Consider the following 25604-nt stretch of genomic DNA (forward strand, 5'->3'; position numbering starts at 1 on the left):
AATACTAAGACAATCTAAAGCATCAGAATGTCAATTTTACAAAGATTAATTGAATAGTTGGGGGTTTTATTTTGAAGCCCCTTAACTACATTCTATCTTGCAATACATTAAATAACAAAAATTTAACCAATCGTAAAGATGAAGCGTTGTATTAAATCATTTATTGTTTTAACTGCCGTATTATCAGTGTACTTGTTGCCTAATGAATTGTTTGCATGGGGTCAAACTGGACATAGAGCTGTGGCAGAAGTGGCAGAACATCATTTAAATAAGAAGGCAAAAAAGGCCATTGAGGAGATTTTAGGTGATTCAGCTTATTTACCTATTGTAAGTACTTGGATGGACGATATCAAATCGGATAAGAAATATGCATTCATGTCGCCATGGCATTACTTTAATATAGATAAAGGTCAAAAATTTGAAGATGTAGAAAGGAACCCTCAAGGTGATATTTTAAAGGGTATAGATGATATGACTAAGGTTTTAGAAGATGAAAATTCTTCTAAAACACAAAAGGCACGTGCCATTAAAATATTAACTCATTTAATAGGTGACCTACACCAACCTTTCCATGTTGGACATAAAAGTGATTTAGGTGGTAATAAAGTGAAAGTGACTTGGTTTGGGAAGCCTTCAAACATCCATAGAGTATGGGATTCTGATATGATTGGCTCTAAAGGGTTAAGTTATACTGAGTTAGCAAAATTCTGTGATACTGCCACAAAAGAAGAAGTTGCTAAATTACAATCGGCTACTCCTAAAGATATGATGTTTGAATCTCATGAATTGTGTACAAAATTCTATCAAGAAGTAGGAGAGGGAAAATTAGGCTACCGTTATATTTATGATAACTACCATGTTGTAGAGCGCCGAATTATGGAAGCTGGAGTTCGATTGGCAGGGATCCTAAATAAAGCTTTAGGTTAATCAAATACATATAATTACCTTTGAGCGCATGTTTTGAGTAACACTTAGAACATGCGTTTATTTTTTATCTGAGTACATCTATTATCTCAGTGATTACATGACAATTCAAACACCTTCCAAAGTATATACCTTAAATTTCTGGTTACTGTGTACAAGTTCATTATTGTTCTTTACCAGTTTTAATATGATCATACCAGAATTACCTGATTATTTAACCTCACTTGGAGGTGAAGAATATAAAGGGTTGATTATCGCTTTATTTACTGTAACTGCGGGTATATCAAGACCTTTTTCTGGGAAACTAACAGATAGAGTGGGGAGAGTACCCGTCATGTTTGTAGGAGTTATAGTAAGTTGTGTATGTACATTGTTCTATCCAATTGTTGGGACTGCATTTGGCTTTTTAGTGATTCGCTTCTTACATGGTTTTTCTACTGGGTTTAAACCAACTGGAACCTCTGCTTTTCTAGCAGACATTGTACCTGTTGATAGAAGAGGAGAAGCATTGGGTGTATTGGGTTTTTTCTCTAGTACTGGAATTGGGATAGGACCTTACTTTGGTTCACTTATCGCATTACATCTAGGGCTTGATACCATGTTTTACATCTCTTCTGCTGTATCTCTTTTATCCATTTTAATTTTGATGCGTCTTAAAGAAACTTTACCTCAACCGGAGAAGGTAAAAGTAGAACACTTCATTATTAAAAAAGATGAAATTATAGATAAGTCAGCAATTCCTCCTTCTGTGGTCATGATTCTCTGTACTACAGCCTATGGAGTTATTCTAACATTGATACCTGATCTAAGTAAGCACTTACAGATAGAAAATAAAGGAGCTTTTTTTCTATATTTCACAGGAGCTTCCATGTTAGTTAGAATATCAGCGGGCAAATTATCTGATAAATACAGTAGGGTAACAGTATTAAAGTACTCCACTATGATTTTAACAGTAGCTCTTATAGGGATTGGTTTTGCATCAAATGCTTTCGAATTATTTGCCGCAGCGATTTTATTAGGTATTGGAATTGGTACGAATTCTCCATCAGTGTATGCATGGACAATAGATCGATCATCACCTGAACATAGAGGAAGAGCAATAGCTACAATGTATATAGCTTTGGAAATAGGTATAGGTGTTGGAGCATTCTTATCTGCAGAGATTTATAATAATAATGTAGCACAAATAGGATGGGCATTTTTAGCATCAGCAGGTGCTTGCTTTTTGGCTTTTCTATATGTGATGCTTTTTAAATTCAAAAAATAAAAAATGAAATTTGATTATATCTTCTCCGATTGTGATGGAGTGATTATAGATAGCGAAATTATTGCCGCAAAAGTAATGGTTAAGTATATCAAAGAGTTTGGGGTAGAAATTGATTTGGAAACGTACTTAAGAACGTGTTCGGGTAAAACTTTTTCAGGTATTATGACAGAGTTATCCCAAAAACATCAAATACCATTAAAAGAAAATTTTGTACAAGAAATTACCGATTTGTATATGGCTTCAGCATCCAAATATGAAAAAGCGATTGATGGAGTTAAAGAGGCATTTAATGCCATCCAATTGCCAAAAGCAATTATATCCAATGGGTATAAAGCACAAATCAATCATTCCGTAGATTTTTGTCAGTTACGAGATCAATTCGAAGACAGAGTATTTTCTGGAGTTGAAGATGTAGAACACCCAAAACCGGCTCCTGATATTTACCTGCATGCAGCTAAACAGATAGGAGTAGATCCAAGTAGAGTTATAGTGATTGAAGATAGTAAGAGTGGAGCAAAAGCGGCAGTAGATGCAGGAATGTATGTGATTGGTTTTACCGGTGCATCTCATATTTTAGAGGGGCATGATCAAGTATTGTATTCTGTAGGTGTTAAGCATGTGATTAATAATATGTCTGAACTGCCCCTACTTATTGATGAAATTCTAAATTAATACGTCTTTTTTGCATTTTCATTTACAGTAATATGTGATAAATGACGGGTATCGTTGGCTTGAATAATTCTAAATTTATTATTCGAATACGCTAAATGATATAATGCTAAATTAGAGTGTTCGTATTGGTCCATATCTTTTAATGGCTCTTCCATTAAAGTTGAAACCAATATTTTCATCGCTCTACCGTGAGTACAGATTAAAATATTATTTTCATCTTGATTGGATAGGATATAATGCATTGCCAAACGTTGTCTTTGAGAAACCTCGTACGGCGATTCGGCACCTTCTAATTTATAATTATAATTGCCACTGTTCCATTCGCTTAATAATTTTTCGTGGTTTAAATCGTCTTGTGGAGTTAAAGGTCTTCCTTCTTTTTCTCCCCAACTTATTTCGTTTAATCCAGATAATTGTTCGAAAGGAATATCTAAATTTATAAATGGCTGAACACTTTGAAGCGTTCTTTTTAATGAAGAAGTATAAATTTTATCAAAGGCGATATTTTTGTACTTGTTAAAGAAAGCAATTGATTGTTCGATTCCTGTTTCGTTTAGATTGGAATCGACACTGTTTCCCTGGACATAACCTTTTTTATTAAAATCAGTTTCTCCATGCCTGATAATATATATGTGTTTCGTAGTCATAATTTTTTTGGTTCGTTAAATATAAAATCATCTGGTTAATGATTTAAAGGTGAAACAATTGTAAAATTGTAGTTTGTAGTAACTACACTACTATTTTACGTAAAAACAGACGTTTTAGTATAAAAAAATAAATAGAGCATGTATGTTTAACAACAAAGTTACAATAAAATCTCTTAATAAACTTAGAAACAATATGGTAGGCCATGTTGGAATTGAATTTTTGGAAGCATCTGAAGGATTTATCAAAGGCGTTATGCCGGTGGATGATAGAACTAAACAGCCTTTTGGATTATTACATGGTGGGGCCTCAGTTGTTTTGGCAGAAACACTGTGTAGTGTTGGGGCAATGTTGCACATTGATGCAGAAAATCAAGTAGCGGTTGGACAAGAAATAAACGCCAATCATATTAAAAGTGCAAAAGAAGGCGTGGTGTATGGAGAAGCAAGGGCTATTCATTTAGGAAAGAATACGCATGTTTGGGAAACAAAAATTATTGATGAGGCTGACAACCTAATTTGTATTTCCAGAATGACAGTAGCCATTATTTCCAAGAAAAATAAGGGGTAGTACATAATTTTTTTAAGTTGATGTAATTTTTTAATTGATTTTAAATCTTCATTTTTGAACCATGTAAGCACATCAACATGTTTTTGAGGTTAATTTAATTTTTTATTATGGGTAAAAATAAGTGGATATTCATTCTTTTAGGATTCATTTCTTTAGGTATTATAGCAATCTTATCGGGTGTTTTTGTTGATATTGAAATAAATGAAAGAGCACACGATTCATTTGTGATAAAAGGATACGAATATGAAGGTGATATCAGTAAAAAAGCTTTTATGCACTTATATGATTCAATTTCTAATCAAAAATCAAATGGTACTTTAGAAGGAAATCTTGCTGTATTATTTTTTACGCACCCTAATGAAATCAAAAAAGCAAAAGTAATAGTTGGTGTGATAGGCAATCATTCTGTTCAAGATTCCTTATTTTCAACTTATGAACAAAAAGCATTTAAAGAGGTGTATTCAGTAATTAATTTAGGAGAATTATTTACGCCCAACCCTTCTAATGTAGTAGATGCAATAGATCTTTACACAAAAGAGAAAAATTTAAAAGGAAATAAATATCTTGAGTATTATTCCAAAGAAACACAGGTGATACAATCTGTGATAATTGAATAAAACGATTTGAAAGCAAAAATATACACTAACCGATCCACATTAAAAATCCTCGTAGTATTTACAGGTCTTATTATTGGGGTGATATCAATTATCTATACCGAATTGCTGGTGAGTGAATTGAGACAAAGAGAATATGATCAAATAGATTTCTTTGCTAAAGTTCAATCAAAGCTAGCTACAATGAATGGACAGGATAATGCTGATGTTACTTTTCTTTTAATGGAGGTAATTAAAGGGAATGATTTGATTCCTGTAATTCTTGCAGATGAAAATCAGTACCCCATAAGTTCTAAAAACCTTGAAATTCCATCGGAACTGACTAATAAAGAAAAATTGAAGTTCCTTTCTGAGAAAATTAAGGAAATGGAGCAAACCTATGCCCCCATAAAAATTGATTTTAATAATGGAGAAGTTCAATATATCTACTATGCCGATTCTCATTTGATTAAAAACTTAAGATTTGCTCCTCTTTTACAAATCTCTTTGTTCGGCATTTTGGCTTTGGCCGCTTATTTAGTATTCTCTACTTCCAGAAGAGCAGAACAAAATCAGGTTTGGGCAGGATTGGCTAAGGAGACAGCACACCAATTAGGTACTCCTATTTCTTCTTTAGTGGCGTGGATAGAGTATTTTAAAACTGACGAAGATTTTGATCAAAGCATTATAGAAGAGCTCCAAAAAGACGTCAATCGATTGGAGATGATTACCGCCAGGTTCTCAAATATTGGATCTGAACCTGTGTTGAAGCCTAAAAACTTGGAACCAAGTGTTAGAAATGCAGTGGATTATATGTCCAAGCGAATTTCTTCTAAAGTAAAATTAGGAGTAGAATATGATATCGATAGTCAGGTGCAGATCAATATCAGTCGACCTTTATTTGAATGGGTTATTGAAAACCTTTGCAGAAATGCTGTGGATGCAATGAATGGTGTTGGAGAAATTGATATCAAGATGCATTTGACACAACATAAGAACACAGCGATAATCGATATTCGAGATACTGGAAAAGGAATTCCAAAGAATAAATTATCAAAAGTGTTTGTACCTGGTTACACCACTAAGAAGCGTGGATGGGGTTTAGGTTTAACTTTAGTAAAAAGAATAGTTGAAGAATATCACGGAGGTAAAATATTCGTTTTAGACTCAGTGTTAGGAGAAGGGACAACATTCCGAATTATGATGCCTATAATTATGTAAGTTTAAGCATCAGATTGTAAGTTATATTAAGGATTTTGTTCCTAAAAAGATTGGTATTAAATAGCAATTTTATGATCTTTGTAATGGGTCGGTCACATATTGGATTTTTCAACGTGAACTCATATAAGGTGTACCGGTTATTGAAGAGCAGGCCTCAACTTTACTTCGGTAAAGTCATTCTTCGGAATGTTAACAGTGGAAGGTCGACATTTTGCTGGGAAACCTAATCTTGTTATAAATGGAAGAATTCCAACCGACCCTTTTTACTTTCAAAGCGATGCAATGCATGGCTTTTTCTTTTTATAAGGGGTATAGATAGTTTAAATTGATAATTTTTTGAATTTTTGCTAGATCATTTCTGAAGAAGATCTGAACTATTAAATTCATTTCATTACTTTTGTGTCCGTGAAACCAAAATATTTAACTGAACAAGCAATTACTTCATTCATACAAAGCGCCTTGAATGAAGATATTGGCGACGGAGATCATTCTACACTTTCTTCAGTTCCTGAAGATGCAGTAGAATCGGCAAAGATGATTTTTAAAGATAAAGGGATTGTAGCAGGAGTTGAAATTGCTGAAAGAATCTTTAAAACTGTAGACTCATCTTTAGAGGTAAAAGCACTAGTGGAAGAAGGAGACTTCTTAACACATGGAGATATAATAATGGAAATTAAAGGTAAGGCACAGTCTATTTTAATAGCTGAGCGTTTAGCTTTAAATTGTATTCAACGTATGAGTGGTATTGCTACACACACTAACCGAGTAGTGAAGTTGGTTGAAGGTACGCATACTCAAATTTTAGATACAAGAAAGACGACTCCTAATTTCCGTATTTTAGAAAAATGGGCGGTACATTTAGGTGGCGGAAAAAACCATCGATTTGGACTATATGATATGGTTATGCTTAAAGATAATCATATTGATTATGCCGGTAGTATTCAACAAGCAGTAGCTGACACTAAAGCTTACTTAGCATCTAAAAATAAAGATCTTAAAATCGAAGTGGAAACTAGAAATTTAGATGAAGTGAAAGATGCTTTAGAAGCAAAAGTGGACGTGATTATGTTGGATAACATGGACTTTGAAACCATGAGAACAGCTGTTCAATTGGTCAATGGCCAATGTAAAACGGAAGCTTCTGGAGGTATTACAGAAGATAATGTAGCCAACGTTGCACGTACTGGTGTTGATTTTATATCTCTAGGTGCATTAACACATTCAAGTTTAAGTAAAGATATCAGCTTAAAAGCAGTAAAATAATTAACAAACAAAATGACAATCAAGACAAAAAAATATCAATTAGACTCAAATACTTATGTTAAATTGGGTTTACTAGGTGTAATGAAAGAATTATGGTGGTTCTGGTTCTTGCCAGCTGCTATTATCATTGTTCCTTCTTTAATCTGGCCAGATTCTATGGGTTGGTGGATCGGAACAGGTGTTATCCTTTCTGTTTTATATGTATTGTTCTGGTGGGCTCAGTTTATGGGGGCGACTCAAATGGAACAATCAAAGGTATTCTTTGAGCGTCTATCGTATGAAATTGATTCGCGTTTTATTATGATGAAAAAGAATGCGAAAGAAGGTATGCCAATTAAATGGGAAATGGTAAAATCAGTTCAGGTTAAAAAGGATGCTTTCGTTATTGTTTTAGGAAATGATAATATCGAAGCAAACAAAATTCAGAAGTTTTTCGCTTCTAAATTAGGTATGCCTTTGTACTTACCATTCTCTATTTTCAATGGCGATCAAGAAAAATATATGATGAAATTATTAGAGCGTAAAGGTTTAGTAACTTCAACAAAAGCATAAATCAATTTGATATAGAAAAGAGGTTGCATTATTCTAAAATGCAACCTCTTTTTTATATGCTGAAATGCAAGGTATAAATATCAAATACTCTTTATATAGAAGGAGGTTGTTTTACGAACCACTGAAAAAAAGTATTTAAAACCGTAAAATGATTTCCTTTTAATCGTATGTGGTGTTTTTCTTCCATCAAATCAGTAAACCTTCTTAATCGAGATTCTGAGATGATTTTATCTGAAACACCACTTACCAAATAAAAAGGAGTGTGATATTTATGGAGTATTTTCTTCAACTTCTTGTCAGAGAAACGTGCTTTTCTTAATGAAATCCAAGTTCGTGCAATTCTTTTTGACTTTTCCTTTGAGTCGACACTGTTTAACGCAAATTGTGCAAGACCAGGGGAAATAAGGTGTATTGATTTAATGCTGGAGATGACCCTTCTCAAAAATTTGTTTTTTGACATGACAAATTTAAATATAGGGTTAATCATTTTATTGGTAAGAGCAGGGAAAAAGTAATTTCTACCCACACCATCTGGAGCGATTAAAAATAATTTATCACATTTTTTTGGGTTTTGTTTGTAGCAGAACAAAGCCAATCGAGCCCCAATAGAGAATCCACATAATTGCCATGATTTAAATTTGTGAACTCTAGCGTAATGGATAATAAAGTGATAAACGGTTAAAGGATAATTGGTACTTAAACTTCTATCAAACACATCATTAGAAGAATGATAAGGTAAACTAATAGATAAAATTGTATATTCGTTAGTGTATGAAGAAATTGGGTTATAAACATCATTTGTTTGTCCATAGCCATGGAAACAAATTAATAATTTTTGACCATTACCAAACACCTTAAAACCTTTAAAATTTTCTTGAATATTTTGAGAGAAGTAAAACAATTTTTTGATTCAAAATGTTAAGAGGTTGTAAAATTTAGGAAAACAGATTATATGAGTAACTATTCAATTAAAGATTTAGAACATTTAACCGGTGTAAAAGCTCACACAATCCGTATTTGGGAACAAAGATACAAAATTATAACCCCTAAACGTTCTGAAACGAATATAAGATACTATAACGATGCAGATTTAAAATTGATGCTCAATGTATCTTTACTTAACAATAACGGTTTTAAGATATCAAAGATTGCAAAATTAAGCCAAAATGATATTCATGATGAAGTTCTGAAAGTAGTTGAAACAAACGAAAACAACTTTGATCAGATTTCAGCACTAACTATGGCTATGTTGGAATATAATGAAGCACATTTCGAAAAGATAATAGCATCAAATATTCTAAAGAAAGGATTTGAAGACACAATGATACATATTGTGATGCCTTTTATGAGTCGAATTGGTATTTTGTGGTTAACAGGTTCTGTATCGCCTGCACAAGAGCATTTTATATCTAACCTTGTTAGACAAAAAATTATTGTGGCTACGGATGCACAAATTTTGGATAATGTGCCAGAACAACCTTCCTTTATGTTGTTTTTACCTGAAGGAGAGTTGCATGAGATATCATTATTATTTGCCGCTTACATGATACGTGCCAGAGGTTATCGAGTGATCTATTTAGGTCAATCCTTACCATTTAATGAGTTGATTGATGTGTACAAATGCTTTAAACCGGAATACCTATTAACTATTTCCACGTCATTGTCACAAATTGGCAATATGCAGGATTACATAGACAAATTAGGTAATACATTTCCTCAATCTAAAATCTTGCTAACAGGTAGACAAATTGTAGGTAATGATTATAAAATGACGGATAACATGGAAGTATTGCCATCTATGCAGTACTTTATGGAATTGCTAGAAAATATTAAAGTGACGGCTACTGTTCAATAGTAATACTTGAAAAAGAACAAATCGTCCCAATTGGGGGATTAAATTTCTTGATGACTACTTTCACGTTCAAAACATTATTAGTCCATTTATTATAGATATCATTTACAATATTTTGCCCAATTGTTTCTAACAATTTGGTGGATATGTCCATATGCTTTTTGATAATCTCGAATAGTTCCATATAGTTAATGGTATTATCGAGATTATCTTCTTCAGCAGCTTTAGAAAAATTAGTGTCTACGGTAATGTCAACACCATATTTATTACCAATTTTTCTTTCCTCTTCGAAAAAGCCGTGATAAGCAAAGAATTCTAGTCCTTCTAAAGAAATACTATTCTTCATTATTTACTTTCAACAAGGTTTAGATCTTCAAAGAAACTCGTTTCAGTAGACGGATCTAATGATACCCTTTCGTTAAGCTCCTTCGTTTTTTCTTTTTGTATTTTCACAGAAGCCTGATCGGCATGTGCCATATCTTTTATTGCCTGTAACCTTCTTGCCTCAGATAAAGTTTTTTCCGCCATTTCACTTAACGCATTAAGTAATTTGTCAGAATAATTATCAATTGCTTGATAATCACGCTTCATCATTTTGGTGTCCTTACGCAGTTTATCCATGTCGTTACTATAGCGTTTTTTAGCTTCTTGCATGGCATTATCAGCACGCTCTTCAGCTTCTTTTAGAATGAATTCAGCACGTTGCTTTGCAGTAGCAATAATGGTGTCTGCTTGCTTTTCGACTTCTCTTAATGCAATTTTTTTAGCATGTTCGGCAGAGTTGATACTATCGATCATTTTCTCCTCTAGACGCTCAAATTGGTCTAATCTCTTTTTATTTTCAAGAAGTTCTTCAAGTAGGTTGTCGTTTTGTTCTCGTAATAATTCAATTTCTTTTGCAACAGTATGTAACAAGCGAGTTACATCTTTTGCGTCATAACCTCCAAAAATTTTCTTCTTGAAGTTTTTGTTAATCAAGTCGTTTGGTTCGATACTCATGGTCTAATTTGTTAATTGAAAAAGTGATAGAAAGTTTTCTCAATTTAATCCTCTTCCAAACATTTTTCAAAATTTTTCTCTAATTCTTGCCAATAATTTTCGTCAGACTCTGGAACTGCAATTACTTCATTACCAGTTTGAAGCCTCCAATAATTGGAATTATAAAGGCATTGTTTCTGGTAATCGGACAGTTTATTGTACTGAGCAAAATTCTTTGATTTTCCTTTTTCTGATAAAAGTTTTTGATAAATCTCTTTGGTTTTCATTATTGAAATCCTTTGTTTTTTAAAGTTAAGCGTTCAAATCCTACATCAAATATACCTTCTTCTATCCAAAAACCTGCCATGCTTTCTTCATCAATTTGTTTATAGATCACTAAGCCTTTGAAAGTATGTTCATTGTCTTTATAAACAAAATCTACTTTTAAATAATTGGAGATAATTTGTCCTTCTCCTTTTTGATACAAATTGCTAATGCCCACGGCCCAGTCAAAGGAATATTTCTGCTCTGATTTTTCTATGCTTAAGGCACCTGTATATTTACTTGATTTATCCCAAGGATTATGTCCTTCAACGGCATAATTTCCATGAACATCAATTAGTGAGTGAGTGGTGAGATTTTCCAAAGGAGATTGTTGATGAAGCTGTTTGTAGGCATTTTCCAATAATTGGAATTGATCTTCTATGTTATGTTCATCAATTTCATCATCTATATAATTTACAGATGGATTCCTTTTAAAAAACTGAAGGCATTTTTTTATAAACTTCATTAATTCGGTCTTCCTATGTTATATGTAAACCCTAGAAACAAACTTAAAGTGTGTTCATAGATTCCCATATTGTTATTTCTAACGCCTTGCAAAACTAATCGCTGTTCAGGAATTATTTCTACAGGATCAGAAAAATTGGCCACCTGTTTTAGATTATTATCTATTGCGAAAGAATATTGTAAACCAGCAATAATATCTGTTTTTAATATGGTAAACTGTCCACCAACAGTAGCATGGTACTGATCTATAGAGAATGAAGTAATTTCTGAGGGATAACGGTTGTCAAAACCGCCATCATAATCATCGTAAACAAAATCTGTTCGGAAACCAGACATGATTTCGATATTATCTTCCAATTTTACACGATAACCTACAGCAACATTAGTGATCTCATTGTTTTGTGCATAGTAGTTTAACCAATTGTCTGTTCTAATGCCAATGATATTATTTGTAACATAAGGTCCAGGTTCTTGATCTTCGATTTTCTTATACCTATTGACCTTACCAAAGTATTCCCCTGTAAAATAAAAAGAAGAGTTTTTGTGTTTATAGGTAGCTCCAAAAGCCACACTAAATGGATCCTTATGAGCTGTCGGTAATTCTTCTTGATATTCGGAAACCAACATATTGGGCAGTAAATCCCCATCTTGATTGTGGATGTTTTGCATGGAAACTTCTCTATACACTTTCGATTCACCTAAATAGTTGATAGAAGGTGTTTGTACAGCCATACCAAATTGCCAGTCTCTCCATTGATATTTTAAACCTAACTTAAATAGCAAACGGGATGAATATCCTGATAGGGATTGAACATTTTTGTATTGTGAAATGTAAAAAGAATCATCTGATGTAACTGGCTCGGCTGAAAAGGCACGAGTATCAATTTCATAGTCATATTTAAAACTCACATAGGAGTGATAACCTGAAATACCAATACTGAATTTATCATCAAATTTTTTTGCAATACCGATGCTTAACCAATAATCTTCGTAATTCATACGATAATAATAATCTGCTAAATAGATCTCGTTACCTGTACGACTTTTGATGATATCCAATTCTTGAGCATTTCTACTCCTTAACTCTGTAGATACTTTATCTCGGGTAAAACTGGCTAATTCAATACTAGTGCTTTCCCATTTTTTAGGTCGTAGTAGAAAGGCTACAAAACGAGGTTGAACTTTAAAATTCCAATCGTTATATCCATCTCCACCACCTAAGGCATTATTGTACCTATAGATATAAAGACTGAAAATATTGGCAGAAATAGCAAATTTTTGATAATCGATATCAGCAATTTGAGCAGGGTTATAAAAAATGGCTGCAATACCACTTCCTCCACCAACGACGGCTCCAGAGAGTAAATTGGCATCAGTATTAAAACTATTACTCCAGTAACGCTTTGATTGAGCGTTGGTTGATAATGAAAAGAGAAGTAAAAGCCAGAGTAGATTAATTGTGTTTTTGATCATGAAAGGAGCTAAATTTCTTTGCAGTTAATAAAGTTAATAAAATAGATTAAAGATTTCTTTTTCAATATTCAAAAAGGTTCGTTAATTTAATAATCTGAGGGGAGTTAATACATAATTTTCTTCCCTCTCATAAAAATAAATTAAAGCTATTGAAACTCCATTCAATTGTCACGTTCAATCTAACTTATTACCAATCAATGAATTTTTATAGATTGTTGAAGAGTAGCTTCTTTCTGTTACTTTGTGGTATTTCCACTTTTGTAGTAGGACAGGAAGATAGCCCACCTACACTTAAAAAGCAGCATTACTTTATTGCAGGCATAAACTTATCACCTACTAATAAATCCCAAGATTTAGCCTTTTCTCCTTTAACTTATAAAGGAAGAGGAATAGGAGGATCTGTAGGGTATTTACTGACTTCTGAAAAATTTGAATTTCTAATAGATGGAGGCTTTGACTTTGGCATTCTTTATACCCACTTATCGGGGGTGACTGATGCAGGAGGGAATATTTTTTATTACGTTCCTGTACATACTCATGCACTATGGAAAGTAAATCCAGTATTTAGTTCTAAGGAGAATGTTCACTTTAAAGTGGGAGCAGCCATAGATTTTACAGGAAATTATAGAGGTAATTTTTCCTACACTAATTCATCTTTAAATTTTGAATACGTAAGTGGCTTTGGATTAGCAACTCAATTTGCTTGGGATGTATCCTTACCATCTTCTGGTAAGTTTTTAAGAAAGAAGGATAGGGATTTCACATTTATATGGAACTTCTCTTTACCACTTATGGGAACATATATACGACCAAGCTATAATACAATCAGTAATTTTACTACCGGAGCTAATTTCATTTCTGGTGAAGGGAAAAACAATTTTGCTTTTATCGGTGACTTGGTTCAAGTGAGTTCAAGGTTGGAATTTTATTATCACTTACATAACAAAAATGCTTTACGTTTTAACTACGTGTGGAGATATTATGGCGTAAACGAAGGAAGTAGTGGGACATCAAAAGGTGCTTCTCATCGATTAGGAATCGCATTTATGTTTAACCTAACTGGAAAGTAGAAAATGAAAAATATAGTATATATAGTGACTGTTATTCTTGCATCACTTCTTTTCAGTAGTTGTGAGAATTTGTTTATTGAAAAAGACCCTTCATCTGGAAATAGACAAACTTTTGAATATTTATGGCAGAAAACGAAAGAGCAATATTCTTATTTCGAATTAAAAAATATTGATTGGGATAGTGTATATTCTGTTTATGATGGGGTGATTACAGATAATATGTCTCAGGAAGAATTCTTTACCAACATGTTTGATATGATGGCCACATTAAAAGATGGACATGTTAATTTGTATTCTCCTTTTAATGTATCAAGATACCCTGAGTTAGCCGTTCCGGATTCTAATTATAACATCCGTATTGTTCGAGATACTTATCTAAGTAGCTATTATGCCCAAACTGGACCTTTAACCAACGATTTGATTCATGAATTGGATTCTACAGGAAATAAGGTGCCTTTAGTTAGAGCTGTTAATGGACAAAACAAGGGAATCCTTTATGTGAGGTATAGCAGTTTTTCATCAATGATTTCTAATTATGATATCGATTATGTAATTACTAGATATCGAAATGTAACAGAGGGGATGATCTTTGATGTAAGAAGTAACGGAGGAGGATCGCCATTGAATATTTTCCAGATATGCGAGAGATTTATTCCTTCGGATGCAGGTAATGTAACGCTTTATTATAGTAGAAATAAATCAGGTACCGGACCAAATGATTTTGATGAATGGCTTCCTGCAGATATTTCTCCAAGCGGTTATCATTATCCAGGAAAAATCGTTGTACTAACGGATAGAGGTTGCTACAGTGCTACTTCTTATTTTGCGACTGCTTTACAAGCCGTTAAAAAGTTACATCCAGTAAAAATCATAGGAGTACCAACAGGAGGTGGACTTGGTGCACCAAGAGGCGGTCAGTTGCCAAATGGATGGTATTATAGAATGTCAGTTACTCAAACTAGGTCTGTAGATGGAAATACAGAATATGAACTGGGAGTGCCGCCAGATATCTATGTGACACAGCAACCTTCTGATACACAAGAGAATAAAGATACATTAATTGAAAGAGCCATAGATGAGATTTTTAATGGATCGTGGTAAAATGAATTTTTTTATAATTTTATATAAAAAAGGGCAACATTTTTTATGTAATACTCGTGTATATAAATGCGAATAATACTAAAACATATACGATCTTTAATAACGTAAGATCCAAATCTAAGAGGGCGCAACTTATGAAAATAGGTTGCGTTTTTTTATGCCTGAAACTTTTTTAGGTGAGTGGAATTAAAATCTTTATTCAGAAATAATATCAAGTGTTATTTAACTACTAGAGATAAAAAAAGCCACTTCAAGTAAATGAAGTGGCTATATATAGCGATTAGACTATTTTTATCTTAATTGCTTGGCAAAGTCAAATTAGATTAGGATTCTAACTGGATCTTCCATTAATCCTTTCAGCGTTTTCAAGAATGCTGCACCAATAGCACCATCTACAGATCTGTGGTCACATGTAAGCGTAATCTTCATGATGTTACCAGGTACGATCTGACCGTTTTTCACAACAGGTACTTGTTTGATACCACCTACAGCTAAGATACAAGATGCAGGAGCATTAATGATAGAAGTGAATTGCTCGATGCCAAACATACCCAAGTTTGAGATAGTGAATGTAGCACCAGACATTTCGTCTAAACCAAGTTTTTTGTCTTTTGCTTTACCAGCCATATCTTTTACAGTAGAAGATATTTGTGATAAAGACAACATGTCTGTGTTTCTGATTACAGGAACAACAAGACCGTCAGGAATAGCCACAGCCACACCTACGTTGATATGATTAGCAACTTTGATTACATCACCTTCCACTAAAGAGTTCACCAATGGGTGCATCTTTAATGAAGTAGCAACAGCTTTCACTACCATATCGTTGAATGAAATCTTCGCCTCAGCAATCTCGTTCATAGACTTTCTAGCAGCCATAGCCTTGTCCATGTCGATATCCATTGTTAAATAGAAGTGAGGAGCACCAAATTGACTTGATGTAAGATTTCTAGCAATTGCTTTACGCATGCTATTCATCGGTTGATCGTCGAAACTTTCAACACCTGCAGGAAGTGCAGCAGCTGGAGCAGCAGCGGCAGCAACAGGAGTTGGAGAAGGAACGTACGCCTCAACGTCTCTTTTGATTACTCTACCGTGCTCACCTGAACCTGGGATCATTGCGATGTTAAAACCTCTATCCTCAGCCATTTTCTTAGCCAATGGAGAAGCAAAAACTCTTTTACCGTCGTGTTCTGGAGCAGGAGCAGCTTCTCTAGATTGAGCAACTGCAGGAGCAGCAGCAGGAGCTGCTTTTGGAGCAGGAGCAGGGGCAGCAGCTGGTTTAGCCGCTGGAGCTTCAGCTTTTGGAGCTGGAGCAGGAGCCGCCTCAGCAGGAGCTGCAGACTTTTGCTCTTCAGCTTTTAATAAAGTTTCGTAGTCTGCACCTTCTTCACCGATGATAGCGATAACACCATCAACAGGAACAGAACCACCGTCCTCAACAGCAACGTACAATAGTTTACCTTCGTCATAAGACTCAAGCTCCATTGTCGCTTTATCAGTTTGAACTTCAGCAAGGATATCACCCGCGTTCACTTCATCACCAACTTTCATTAACCATTGAGAGATTGTACCGTCAGTCATTGTATCAGACATTTTCGGCATTTTCACTACTGTTGCATTGATGCCTGATACATCAATAGCTTCAGCAGCTGGAGCTGCAGCCGGTGCAGGTGCTTCTTCAGCAGCAGGTGCTGGAGCACTTTCAGCTGGTGCAGCGGATGTATTTCCGTCTAGAAGAGATTGATAGTCTTCTCCCTCTTCACCAACAATTGCGATAACTCCGTCAACAGGGACTGCCTGTTTTTCTTCAACAGCGATATATAATAAAACGCCGTCCTCGTAGTTTTCAAGTTCCATAGTGGCTTTATCTGTTTCCACTTCTGCGATGATATCGCCCGATGAAATCTCGTCTCCTACTTTTACTAACCAAGATGCGATCACGCCTTCTGTCATTGTATCTGACATCTTAGGCATTCTGATTACTTCTGCCATAATCTAATTAAGACTCTAATTTTGTTTGTCTCTACATTTTTCGTTTTCGTGCCAAAAATAAACAGAAATTTTAAATATTATGTAAAGTTTAGAGATTTAGTATTCATTTAAATTTATATGTTTTGATTTTCATTGAACTTTTTAGCAATTTCTTACGTTCATTTTCATTTTTTTTATTAATTTGAAATAAGCTAAGCTCTTGAAATTTTACTCTTGTCTATACTTGAAATATTACAATTGCTAGTTAACCCTTTACATCATTCTTTGGCAGGCTTTTAGACTTCTTCAAAAAATCTGACTTACTCAAATGAGGACATTTACTATGCGAATAAATTTTAGTAAAACATTACCAATATTATTTCTATTCATAACTTCTATGGTAAATGCACAACATTTTTTCCACTTAGATAAGTTTGGAAAAAACCGTGTACAATACGAAGTTTTTGATTGGAGTTATATAGAAACAGAACATTTCGAGCTGTATTATTATGGCTATGGAATCACTATTGCCAAGATCGCAGGTGAGATAGCTGAGAGAGAATATCAGTATTTAACCGAAACGATTGGTCATGCTCCTTTTTATAAAACGAAGGTACTTGTCTATAATTCCATTCAAGATTTAAGACAAAGTAATATTGGTTTATTTCAACAAGGATATGCAGCTACTGGACAGACAAATTTTATTCGTTCAGAAGTAGAGGTGTCTTTTAGTGGGAGTAAAGAAATATTTGAAGAGGAAGTGAAAAGGGCTATTTCCGATGCATTTATTTTTGAAATGATGTACGGTGGTTCTTTAAAAGACATGATCAAATCGTCTTACTTATTGAACTTACCCAATTGGTTTGTTGTAGGAGCTTCTGATTATATCGCTAGAGGTTGGTCAAGAGAAATGGACGATATGGTAAGAGACTTTTTCTCTAGACATCCAAAGAAATTCCCAAATATTAGATACATAGAAGGTGATGATGCCCGTATTGTAGGTCAGTCAATTTGGAATTACTTGGTGGAGACCTATGGAAAAAGTAATATGGCTAGTACTTTAAACCTGACAAAAATTATACGGGATGAAAAAGTCGCCATACAGAACACTTTGGGGATATCCTATGAAGAATTTATAGCAGGTTGGAAGGAGTTTTATCTAGCAGAGCACAAGACATTGGATAAAAACTATAAAGACATCGATGCCAAAAACAGAATAAAACGAAATAGAAAATCAAGAATTTATAATAAAGTAAACTACAGTCCAGAAGGGACAAAGTTAGCGTATACTGAAAATGAGAATGGTAAATATAAGATCAATGTATACGATTTAGAGAAGAAGAAAAACACGACAGTTTTTAAAAGTGGTTATAAAGTCGTTAATCAGCAAATTGATTATGATGTGCCATTAGTAGATTGGATATCAGAAGATGAATTAGTTGTTTTTTCACAGAAGAAAGGACAAAACTATATGTGGATTTATAATTTATCCAAAGGTGGTTTTAATACATTTTTTAGATATCTGAAGCGTAAAATTGAGTTTAAATTTGATCATATCAATGATGTATCAGTTTCTCCGGATGGAAAACGAATTGTAATGAGTGCTGAAAGAAGAGGTCAAACTGATATTTACGAACACAATGTTGCCCGAAGAAGAACAAGACAAATCACCAAAGATTATTTCGATGATTTATCACCTTCTTATATGAACAATAGTAATGATATCATTTTCTCATCAAACAGAACCAATGATTCTACTAAATCGAAAAAGGGAAATATAGAAGACATCACAAGTACATTTAATTTATATAAGTACGATAAAAGTAAGCCAACGGAGCTTCAACGTCTGACCAATAATTTAGGAAAAGACTTTAAACCTCAAATGGTGAATGATAGTACAGTTTTGTTCCTAAGTGATCGAAAAGGTATTACAAACTTTTTTGTTTACGAATTGACGGATTCATTAACTCGTCAGGTATCCAATTTTAAGTACAGTATTAAAGATTTTACTTCTTCAGGAAAAAGAGTAGCGTTTATTGCTTATCAAGATGAGAAAGAACATATGTATGAGGGTAGAATTAACCCAAATAAAAATGTGTTCACTCCCAAAACAAGAAGACAGCAGATTATGGACCTGAGGGAGTTAAGAGAGATTAAAAAGAAGAAAGAACTACAACGTAAACGTAAGGAGGAAGAAGAAAAACGAATGGCGCTGTTTAGAGAACAGCAAAAAATGAAAGAACTTAAACGAATTCAAGATTCTATCTATCAAGCAAAATTAGAAGAGGATTTCTTAAAAGAAACTACCGAAGAGTTAGATAGTGCACAAAGTGAGCAAATAGTTTGGGAAGACACGGATTCCTTAACTCAAGAACAGGAAACGGTTACTTTGGAAGAAAAAGAAGAGGAATTAGTTGTTCAGGAAGAGAAACCAAAAGTGGTTGTAGATCCTATGGATGAAGAGATCGATTTTGATAACTTCACATTCATCACTTCTACAAAAGAGAAAGAAGAAGAAGCTGATGATGGCATCTTACCAAATAAACCCACTTATTCTGATAACGGAAAAGAAGCCAATACAGACAATTACAAATTCTTCTCTTACAGTAAAAATAAAAGAGATGCCTTTTGGGCAAAATATAATTCGAGATTACAGGCGAAAAATGAAGCCACCAAAAAGAAATCTATGTTTACAAAATCGAGAGATTACGAAACAAGATTTTCTGTGGATGGATTCAATACCAACATGAGATTTGACCCATTGTACGGTTCAGGACTTCAGTTTGAAGTAATGATGACGGATGCTATGGAAAACCATAAAATCAATGCAGGTTTATTTGGAACATTCTCTTTAAACAATGGTAACTTCTTCGCAGAATATCTTTATTTAAAACGTCGAGTTGACTTCTCCCTTCGTTTTGAAAGAAATGCCTTAGAAATAGAACAAAGAGCACAGAAATACTCTAAATCGTATTATGAAGGTGGAATTTCATTACCAGTAAGTATTCGTAGTAGAATTGAATTCCAACCTTTCCTAACATTCACTAGATATTCAGATACCTCACTTCAACCTGGTTTGACAGTTCCTGATACCAAACGTTTTTGGACTGGTTTTAATGTAGAATATGTATTTGATAACAGTTTAGAGAGAGGGAAAAATATGTTGATTGGTACTCGTGCAAAAATAAGATACGAGAACTATGTGGGATTAAATGATATATCTTTTTCATTCCAAAATTTAAGTTTCGATATCAGACGTTATCAAAAAGTACTTCGATCGATGACCCTTGCTTTGAGAGCATCTGCAGGATCCTTCTTCGGAAAAACACCAATGACGTATCGTTTAGGTGGTATGGATAACTGGGCCTTTGGTTCAATGGATAGCGACCCTCGAGGAGTACCAAGAGAAAATCAGACCATAGAAGAAGCCGATTTAACTCATTTATTTTTCACCCAATTCAATATGCCAATGAGAGGTTTTAATTGGAACAAGTGGGAAGGTGAGAATTACATGCTATTTAATGCGGAGTTGAGAATGCCAGTCATGAAGTTCTTGACGAAGAGACCAGTTAAATCAAAATTACTTAGAGATTTACAGTTGACCGTATTCTTTGATATTGGTTCAGCTTGGACTGGTGTGAACCCATTCGAAGAGGATAACTCATTAAATACTGAAGAGATTTCTTCGGGTGCTTTTGATGCTACCGTGAAGAACTTTAGATATCCGTTCTTAATGGGACATGGTGTAGGTGCTAGAACAACATTATTAGGTTATTACTTAAAATTAGACGTTGCTTGGGGAATTGAAGACGGATTTAGACAATCAAAACCAAAGTATTATGTAACTTTAGGGCATGATTTTTAAATTCAACTTCAAATAGAACTTTTTATGACTAATTTGAGTAAACTAATCGTACTAATTTTTATTGGTATTTTAGCTTCTAGCTTTAATCTACCATCTTCATCGGAATCGACGACATATTTCATCAATCCTGTGCTACAAGTAACAGTAATGGATACTAAAGGAAATGTTGTTGAAGGTGCTACGGTAATTATTTATGAAACTGAAGATGATGCGTGGGACGAGGAAAATGGTGTAGAAGCAAAGACAAAAACAAACCAGAACGGAAGAGTGAAATTCACTAAAGGTTTGAAAGAAAAAGCATATTATGTTGTAGCCAAGAAAGGAAAACTGGTTTCTGAAGATGGCTTGAAGTCAACAAAGCTTAAGAAAAATAAACTGAATAAGATTAATGTAATCATCGGAGAGGAAAAAGGAATAACTATTCCAAAGATGAACTAATTCTTATTTTGAATTTGATAAAAATGGATGTTTCAAAACAATTGAGGCATCCATTTTTTTATGTATTTTAGTTATTAAATCTATTGAAGGTTCAACTATTTCTATTCCATCTATTATGAATATTCAACATTTAACTCTCGATTGTCGTTTTATTGAAGCCCAAAAGCTATTCTATTCCAAAGTATTGGGATTTGAGTTGTTAGAAGAGATATTACTTAAATTTAGCGTTCAGATAGGAAGTAGTCGACTAACCTTTAAGAAATCACTTGAAGCAAAACCATATCATTTTGCCTTTAATATTCCGTTTAATCAAATTGATGAAGCAAAGTATTGGTTAAAAGAACGAGCGAGATTAATACCTTATGAAGAAAAAGAAGTGGTTGATTTCTTTGCTTGGAATGCCGAAGCTATGTATTTCAAAGACAAAGATCACAATATTGTTGAATTTATAGGTCGAAGAAATCTAAATCAAAAAGCCACCAAAGCATTTGATGTTCATAGCATAAGTTGTATTTCAGAAATAGGTATTCCATCTAAAGAGATTTCCAGCATTTATAAGGAATTAGAGAAATGTAATTTACCTATTTATGATGGTAGTATGGATCGTTTTTGTGCTATAGGGGATGAAAATGGCTTGTTTATTTGTATCGATAATGAGAAAAAAACGGAATGGTTTCCAACAGACATTTATCCCGAAATAATCTCCTTCACCTTAGATTTTGAAAATGATGGGGTGGATTATCACCTGAATTGTTTGGACGGAAATTTAGACATAAAAAAAACAGGCAAAACCGTAAATTGACCTTGCCTGCTTTCTCATCAATGACTATTTGATGTATCTGAAGTCATGCTCATTATCCAATTGTTTAATGAACTCATGCATCAATTTAATCGTATTTTCGATATCATCTTTATGTGCAGTTTCTACTGTAGTGTGCATATATTTCAAAGGCAGGGAAATTAAAGCCGATGGGACACCTCCGTTAGAATAAGCAAAAGCATCTGTATCTGTACCTGTGATTCTAGAAGAGGCGGCTCTTTGGAAAGGAATTTCCTTCTCTTTTGCGGTATTAATTAGCATCTTCAACAAGTTATTTTGTACGGCAGGAGCAAGAGTAAGTACAGGACCTTTACCTCCTTTTGTATCTCCTTCAGTTTTCTTATCGTACATTGGTGCAGAAGAATCATGACAAACGTCAGTTACAATAGCTACATTAGGTTTAATGTGTTGAGTAATCATTTCAGCACCTCTTAATCCCACTTCTTCTTGTACAGCGTTAACAACATATAAACCGAAAGGAACCTTGAAATTTTCTTCACTAATTCGACGAGCTACTTCAGCAATCATAAAACCGCCAATTCTGTTATCAAGAGCTCTACCAGTAAAGTAACGACCTTTATTTAGTTCGCCTAATTCGTCTGGGTAAGTGATTACAGTACCTACGAAAATACCCATTTCCTCTACTTCCTCTTTAGAATCAGCCCCAACATCAATAAAGATATTATCTAAAGATGGATTGGCTTCTTTACCAGGTTTACGTGTGTGAATAGCAGGCCAACCAAATACACCTTCCACAATCCCATTTTCACCATGCAAAAGCACTTTTTTAGAAGTAGCAATTTGATGGTCAGAGCCACCATTACGGATGACATAGATATAACCTTCTGGAGTGATATAGTTCACATACCAAGAAATTTCATCGGCATGTGCCTCAATGACTACTTTGTAAGGAGCATCAGGGTTGACAATACCTACTGCTGTACCATAATTGTCGACATAAGTTTCGTCGACATATGGTTTAATATAATCTAACCAAATTTTTTGACCTTCTGCTTCAAATCCTGTAGGAGAAGCATTATTTAAATATTTGTATAAAAAATCTTTACTATGTTGATCCATATTGTTTTAAAATATTTTAAAATCTGACCTTTATCGAATTCTATTACGTTAAGTTACATAGATCGATTTATTCTTGTATCATCTTTATGATTTTTTTTGGTGATATATTAAATTGAGATGTTTTTTGAACCATCATCTACATAAATATATATATGCGTGCATTAATCATAATAGATGTACAAAATGATTTTCTTACTGACGGACTATTAGTAGTCCCGGAAGGAGAACAAATTATTCCAGTGCTTAATAACATCAACCACCATTTTGATGTAGTAGTGGCCACAAAAGATTGGCATCCAGCTACACATAAAAGTTTTGCACGAAATCATGAGGATCGAGAAGTAGGAGAAATTGTTGAAGTAAATGAAGTTCCTCAGATATTATGGCCTCCGCATTGTGTAAAAGAATCTCATGGAGCAGAATTCCCTTCTGATCTTAATACGGAAGTAATTGAAAAAGTATTTTGGAAAGGAACGAACGAAGATATTGATGATTATAGCGGGTTTTATGATAACGAAAAATTAAACGATACTGGTCTTCATGACTTTTTACAATCGAAAGGAGTAACTGAAGTCTATGTAGCAGGTATCGCTTTGGATTTCTGTGTAAAGTTCACAGCACTCGATGCAAAATCGTTAGGTTATAAAACATTCATGATAGAAGATGCATCAAGAGGTATTAATTATCGACCAAATGATGTACAAAACGCCATCACCGATATGAAAGTGTCAGGTATAAGGGTAATAAAAAGCTATGAACTAGAGAAAGTATTTAGCGGAGATTATTAATTACTAGATAATCAAAGCCATAAAAAAAGGATACTCTAAAGTATCCTTTTTTTTTATCTAAGCTTGATCTCCCATATCAGAATCTATGCCTTCTGCACCAATCCTTCCAATTTCTTGGTCGATCATCCACATACCTTGTGGACTGTCTTCTCCAATAATATCAAAAGCATCAAGTATTGTACGTGCTGTTTCTTCCTCTTCTCTTTGTTCAGCAACAAACCATTGTAAGAATTGGAACGTGCTAAAATCTTTAGCTTGGAAACAACAGTCTACAATCTCATTAATAGCCTTTGTTACTTTAATTTCGTGCTCTAATACCAATTCAAATACATGTCTAAGCGATTCGAACTCATAAGGTACTGGAGTAATTTCTGCAGCTAAAGCATGTCCACCAACTGCATTGATAAACTTGAAGAATTTCAACATATGCTGTCTTTCTTCTTCAGCATGCTCATATAAGAATTCGGCAGCCTTTACATACCCTTCTCTCTCACACCAAGAGGCAAACGAAAGATAATACTGTGAGGATTGATCTTCTAATTGTACCTGTTGGTTTAACATTTTCTCTACCTCTGGATTTAAAGAGGTCTGTAATCTTTTCTTAGTAATTGGCATTTTCGTAATATGGATGTAATTGTTCAAATTTTGTTAGGAAGCTATTCAATACTTTAATAAATTCAATTGAATATTTCCATTATCAGAGTTTATATAGAAACTAATTTAAACCCATGCTTACAAAGTAAAAACTTTTCAAAGGATTTTGTTTCACATATCACTATAAATCTAGTTTGTGAATGTTTTTTAATAATTATTCTAAATAAAGTTTGGAATTTATTATGCATGCATACTATTTTAGCAAAACCAATAAAACATTATAATAAAAACTAAGCTGTATTTACTGTACAGCCTTATCCAAAAAATAATAACACATGAAAATTTTAGTTTGTATTAGTAACGTTCCGGATACGACAACGAAAATCAAGTTTGCAGACAACAAGCTTGACACCAACGGTGTTCAATTCATTATAGGCCCTTACGACGATTTTGCGCTAGCTAGAGCCGTAGAAATCAAAGAAAAAGAAGGGGGATCGGTTACGGTATTAAACGTAGGTTTAGCAGACACTGAACCATCTATCAGAAAAGCATTAGCAATCGGAGCTGATGACGCCGTAAGAATTAATGCAGAACCAACAGATTCACTTTTTGTAGCAAAACAAATTGTTGAATATGCTAAAGACAAAGGTTTTGATATGATCTTAATGGGTCGTGAATCTTCTGATTTTAACTCTGGCTTAGTTCATGGTCTTGTAGGCGAATTGATGGGAATTCCTTCAATTGCACCTGCTATGCGATTAGAAATCGAAGGATCGACAGCTAAACTACATAGAGAAATCGAAGGAGGCCACGAAGAAGTGGAAGTAGGTATGCCATTCGTAGCGGGTTGCCAAGAACCAATTGCTGAATGGAAGATTCCAAATATGAGAGGTATCATGATGGCAAGAAAGAAACCACTAGAGGTCGTTGAACCTGTAGGAGTAGATGGCTTAACATCATACGATTCGTTCGAATTACCGGCTGAAAAAGGCGATTGTAAAATGGTCGATGCAGGTCAGATGGACGAATTAGTTGGCTTGTTGAAAAACGAAGCTAGAGTCCTTTAATATCAATT

The 25604-nt window shown here is 34.0% G+C and carries 26 protein-coding genes; 16 read left to right on the forward strand and 10 right to left on the reverse strand.

Annotated elements, in window-relative coordinates; genetic code table 11:
• The first annotated feature begins 138 nt into the window (after positions 1-138).
• From MY04_RS00680 to MY04_RS00690, 3 genes are all read left to right on the forward strand, one after another.
• Positions 139-927 (forward strand): S1/P1 nuclease, encoded by a 789-nt coding sequence (locus tag MY04_RS00680; protein WP_066204846.1) that lies wholly within the window; start codon positions 139-141, stop codon positions 925-927.
• 97 nt (positions 928-1024) lie between these two features.
• Positions 1025-2191, forward strand: a complete 1167-nt coding sequence (locus MY04_RS00685) for an MFS transporter (RefSeq protein ID WP_066204849.1) — start codon at positions 1025-1027, stop codon at positions 2189-2191.
• A gap of 3 nt (positions 2192-2194) precedes the next feature.
• The gene (locus tag MY04_RS00690; RefSeq protein WP_066204852.1) at positions 2195-2863 is read left to right on the forward strand and encodes an HAD family hydrolase; all 669 of its coding nucleotides are present in this window, start codon (positions 2195-2197) and stop codon (positions 2861-2863) included.
• Here the strand turns inward: MY04_RS00690 and MY04_RS00695 are convergent.
• Positions 2860-3510: a histidine phosphatase family protein gene (locus MY04_RS00695; RefSeq protein ID WP_066204854.1), complete on the reverse strand. Its 651-nt coding sequence runs from the start codon at positions 3508-3510 to the stop codon at positions 2860-2862. The genes MY04_RS00690 and MY04_RS00695 overlap by 4 nt on opposite strands.
• Positions 3511-3652: 142 nt before the next feature.
• Between MY04_RS00695 and MY04_RS00700 the strand changes: the two genes are divergently transcribed.
• The 5 genes from MY04_RS00700 (at position 3653) to MY04_RS00720 (ending at position 7707) form a co-directional block, all read left to right on the forward strand.
• Positions 3653-4078 (forward strand): hotdog fold thioesterase, encoded by a 426-nt coding sequence (locus MY04_RS00700; protein WP_066204856.1) that lies wholly within the window; start codon positions 3653-3655, stop codon positions 4076-4078.
• A 107-nt stretch (positions 4079-4185) separates the two neighbouring features.
• Positions 4186-4695, forward strand: a complete 510-nt coding sequence (locus MY04_RS00705) for a hypothetical protein (protein ID WP_066204858.1) — start codon at positions 4186-4188, stop codon at positions 4693-4695.
• Between the two features lie 6 nt (positions 4696-4701).
• A complete protein-coding gene (locus tag MY04_RS00710; RefSeq protein WP_066204861.1) occupies positions 4702-5892 on the forward strand; it encodes a sensor histidine kinase in 1191 nt (396 codons plus the stop codon).
• A gap of 405 nt (positions 5893-6297) precedes the next feature.
• Entirely contained in the window at positions 6298-7155 is an 858-nt protein-coding gene (gene nadC / locus MY04_RS00715; RefSeq protein WP_066204864.1) for a carboxylating nicotinate-nucleotide diphosphorylase, read from the forward strand.
• 12 nt (positions 7156-7167) lie between these two features.
• Positions 7168-7707: a hypothetical protein gene (locus MY04_RS00720; RefSeq protein WP_066204867.1), complete on the forward strand. Its 540-nt coding sequence runs from the start codon at positions 7168-7170 to the stop codon at positions 7705-7707.
• A 91-nt stretch (positions 7708-7798) separates the two neighbouring features.
• Here the strand turns inward: MY04_RS00720 and MY04_RS00725 are convergent, their stop codons facing one another.
• Positions 7799-8608 carry an alpha/beta hydrolase gene (locus tag MY04_RS00725; protein ID WP_066204869.1) on the reverse strand — a complete coding sequence of 270 codons (810 nt, stop codon included), beginning with the start codon at positions 8606-8608 and terminating at the stop codon, positions 7799-7801.
• A 51-nt stretch (positions 8609-8659) separates the two neighbouring features.
• On the opposite strand from MY04_RS00725, the gene MY04_RS00730 reads away from it, so the two are divergent.
• Positions 8660-9562, forward strand: a complete 903-nt coding sequence (locus MY04_RS00730; RefSeq protein ID WP_066204872.1) for a MerR family transcriptional regulator — start codon at positions 8660-8662, stop codon at positions 9560-9562.
• Here the strand turns inward: MY04_RS00730 and folB are convergent.
• From folB to MY04_RS00755, 5 genes are read right to left on the reverse strand one after another with little or no spacing between them, the layout of a single operon-like run.
• Positions 9549-9905, reverse strand: coding sequence for a dihydroneopterin aldolase (gene folB, locus MY04_RS00735; RefSeq protein ID WP_066204875.1), 357 nt, complete (start codon positions 9903-9905; stop codon positions 9549-9551). The genes MY04_RS00730 and folB overlap by 14 nt on opposite strands.
• On the reverse strand, positions 9905-10558 hold the full coding sequence (locus MY04_RS00740; protein WP_066204878.1) for a DivIVA domain-containing protein: 654 nt from the start codon (positions 10556-10558) through the stop codon (positions 9905-9907). Before MY04_RS00740 ends, folB begins: the two co-directional genes overlap by 1 nt.
• A gap of 44 nt (positions 10559-10602) precedes the next feature.
• Complete coding sequence (locus tag MY04_RS00745) at positions 10603-10824, reverse strand: hypothetical protein (protein WP_066204881.1); 222 nt, start codon at positions 10822-10824, stop codon at positions 10603-10605.
• Positions 10824-11327, reverse strand: a complete 504-nt coding sequence (locus MY04_RS00750; protein WP_066204884.1) for a hypothetical protein — start codon at positions 11325-11327, stop codon at positions 10824-10826. Before MY04_RS00750 ends, MY04_RS00745 begins: the two co-directional genes overlap by 1 nt.
• The gene (locus MY04_RS00755; protein WP_066204887.1) at positions 11327-12799 is read right to left on the reverse strand and encodes a hypothetical protein; all 1473 of its coding nucleotides are present in this window, start codon (positions 12797-12799) and stop codon (positions 11327-11329) included. Before MY04_RS00755 ends, MY04_RS00750 begins: the two co-directional genes overlap by 1 nt.
• Before the next feature lie 197 nt (positions 12800-12996).
• Here MY04_RS00755 and MY04_RS00760 point away from each other — a divergent pair, with 197 nt between their 5' ends.
• Positions 12997-13869 (forward strand): hypothetical protein, encoded by an 873-nt coding sequence (locus tag MY04_RS00760; protein WP_066204890.1) that lies wholly within the window; start codon positions 12997-12999, stop codon positions 13867-13869.
• 3 nt (positions 13870-13872) lie between these two features.
• Entirely contained in the window at positions 13873-14970 is a 1098-nt protein-coding gene (locus MY04_RS00765) for a S41 family peptidase (protein ID WP_066204892.1), read from the forward strand.
• Positions 14971-15288: 318 nt separating this feature from the next.
• On the opposite strand, the gene MY04_RS00770 is transcribed toward MY04_RS00765, so the two are convergent.
• Complete coding sequence (locus tag MY04_RS00770) at positions 15289-16965, reverse strand: 2-oxo acid dehydrogenase subunit E2 (protein ID WP_066204894.1); 1677 nt, start codon at positions 16963-16965, stop codon at positions 15289-15291.
• Positions 16966-17341: 376 nt separating this feature from the next.
• On the opposite strand from MY04_RS00770, the gene MY04_RS00775 reads away from it, so the two are divergent.
• From MY04_RS00775 to MY04_RS00785, 3 genes are all read left to right on the forward strand, one after another.
• The gene (locus MY04_RS00775) at positions 17342-20809 is read left to right on the forward strand and encodes a PD40 domain-containing protein (RefSeq protein ID WP_066204897.1); all 3468 of its coding nucleotides are present in this window, start codon (positions 17342-17344) and stop codon (positions 20807-20809) included.
• Positions 20810-20842: 33 nt separating this feature from the next.
• Positions 20843-21247, forward strand: a complete 405-nt coding sequence (locus tag MY04_RS00780; RefSeq protein WP_158297503.1) for a hypothetical protein — start codon at positions 20843-20845, stop codon at positions 21245-21247.
• A gap of 115 nt (positions 21248-21362) precedes the next feature.
• Entirely contained in the window at positions 21363-22049 is a 687-nt protein-coding gene (locus tag MY04_RS00785) for a VOC family protein (protein ID WP_066204903.1), read from the forward strand.
• A gap of 24 nt (positions 22050-22073) precedes the next feature.
• On the opposite strand, the gene MY04_RS00790 is transcribed toward MY04_RS00785, so the two are convergent.
• Positions 22074-23147 (reverse strand): M42 family metallopeptidase, encoded by a 1074-nt coding sequence (locus MY04_RS00790; protein ID WP_066204906.1) that lies wholly within the window; start codon positions 23145-23147, stop codon positions 22074-22076.
• A 152-nt stretch (positions 23148-23299) separates the two neighbouring features.
• On the opposite strand from MY04_RS00790, the gene pncA reads away from it, so the two are divergent.
• Positions 23300-23935 carry a bifunctional nicotinamidase/pyrazinamidase gene (gene pncA / locus MY04_RS00795; RefSeq protein WP_066204908.1) on the forward strand — a complete coding sequence of 212 codons (636 nt, stop codon included), beginning with the start codon at positions 23300-23302 and terminating at the stop codon, positions 23933-23935.
• Between the two features lie 57 nt (positions 23936-23992).
• Here the strand turns inward: pncA and MY04_RS00800 are convergent, their stop codons facing one another.
• Entirely contained in the window at positions 23993-24550 is a 558-nt protein-coding gene (locus MY04_RS00800) for a ferritin (protein WP_066204913.1), read from the reverse strand.
• Positions 24551-24864: 314 nt separating this feature from the next.
• On the opposite strand from MY04_RS00800, the gene MY04_RS00805 reads away from it, so the two are divergent.
• On the forward strand, positions 24865-25596 hold the full coding sequence (locus MY04_RS00805; protein WP_066204918.1) for an electron transfer flavoprotein subunit beta/FixA family protein: 732 nt from the start codon (positions 24865-24867) through the stop codon (positions 25594-25596).
• The last annotated feature ends 8 nt before the right edge of the window (positions 25597-25604 follow it).

It is taken from the genome of Flammeovirga sp. MY04, from assembly GCF_001682195.2.
GTDB lineage: Bacteria > Bacteroidota > Bacteroidia > Cytophagales > Flammeovirgaceae > Flammeovirga > Flammeovirga yaeyamensis.

Excerpts from the sequence above, each read along its gene's own strand:
- MY04_RS00680 (WP_066204846.1), top strand. The coding sequence starts at position 139 with ATGAAGCGTTGTATTAAATCATTTATTGTTTTAACTGCCGTATTATCA.
- MY04_RS00685 (WP_066204849.1), top strand. The coding sequence starts at position 1,025 with ATGACAATTCAAACACCTTCCAAAGTATATACCTTAAATTTCTGGTTA.
- MY04_RS00690 (WP_066204852.1), top strand. The coding sequence starts at position 2,195 with ATGAAATTTGATTATATCTTCTCCGATTGTGATGGAGTGATTATAGAT.
- MY04_RS00695 (WP_066204854.1), bottom strand. The coding sequence starts at position 3,510 with ATGACTACGAAACACATATATATTATCAGGCATGGAGAAACTGATTTT.
- MY04_RS00700 (WP_066204856.1), top strand. The coding sequence starts at position 3,653 with ATGTTTAACAACAAAGTTACAATAAAATCTCTTAATAAACTTAGAAAC.
- MY04_RS00705 (WP_066204858.1), top strand. The coding sequence starts at position 4,186 with ATGGGTAAAAATAAGTGGATATTCATTCTTTTAGGATTCATTTCTTTA.
- MY04_RS00720 (WP_066204867.1), top strand. The coding sequence starts at position 7,168 with ATGACAATCAAGACAAAAAAATATCAATTAGACTCAAATACTTATGTT.
- MY04_RS00730 (WP_066204872.1), top strand. The coding sequence starts at position 8,660 with ATGAGTAACTATTCAATTAAAGATTTAGAACATTTAACCGGTGTAAAA.
- folB (WP_066204875.1), bottom strand. The coding sequence starts at position 9,905 with ATGAAGAATAGTATTTCTTTAGAAGGACTAGAATTCTTTGCTTATCAC.
- MY04_RS00740 (WP_066204878.1), bottom strand. The coding sequence starts at position 10,558 with ATGAGTATCGAACCAAACGACTTGATTAACAAAAACTTCAAGAAGAAA.
- MY04_RS00745 (WP_066204881.1), bottom strand. The coding sequence starts at position 10,824 with ATGAAAACCAAAGAGATTTATCAAAAACTTTTATCAGAAAAAGGAAAA.
- MY04_RS00750 (WP_066204884.1), bottom strand. The coding sequence starts at position 11,327 with ATGAAGTTTATAAAAAAATGCCTTCAGTTTTTTAAAAGGAATCCATCT.
- MY04_RS00755 (WP_066204887.1), bottom strand. The coding sequence starts at position 12,799 with ATGATCAAAAACACAATTAATCTACTCTGGCTTTTACTTCTCTTTTCA.
- MY04_RS00760 (WP_066204890.1), top strand. The coding sequence starts at position 12,997 with ATGAATTTTTATAGATTGTTGAAGAGTAGCTTCTTTCTGTTACTTTGT.
- MY04_RS00765 (WP_066204892.1), top strand. The coding sequence starts at position 13,873 with ATGAAAAATATAGTATATATAGTGACTGTTATTCTTGCATCACTTCTT.
- MY04_RS00770 (WP_066204894.1), bottom strand. The coding sequence starts at position 16,965 with ATGGCAGAAGTAATCAGAATGCCTAAGATGTCAGATACAATGACAGAA.
- MY04_RS00775 (WP_066204897.1), top strand. The coding sequence starts at position 17,342 with ATGGTAAATGCACAACATTTTTTCCACTTAGATAAGTTTGGAAAAAAC.
- MY04_RS00785 (WP_066204903.1), top strand. The coding sequence starts at position 21,363 with ATGAATATTCAACATTTAACTCTCGATTGTCGTTTTATTGAAGCCCAA.
- MY04_RS00790 (WP_066204906.1), bottom strand. The coding sequence starts at position 23,147 with ATGGATCAACATAGTAAAGATTTTTTATACAAATATTTAAATAATGCT.
- pncA (WP_066204908.1), top strand. The coding sequence starts at position 23,300 with ATGCGTGCATTAATCATAATAGATGTACAAAATGATTTTCTTACTGAC.
- MY04_RS00800 (WP_066204913.1), bottom strand. The coding sequence starts at position 24,550 with ATGCCAATTACTAAGAAAAGATTACAGACCTCTTTAAATCCAGAGGTA.
- MY04_RS00805 (WP_066204918.1), top strand. The coding sequence starts at position 24,865 with ATGAAAATTTTAGTTTGTATTAGTAACGTTCCGGATACGACAACGAAA.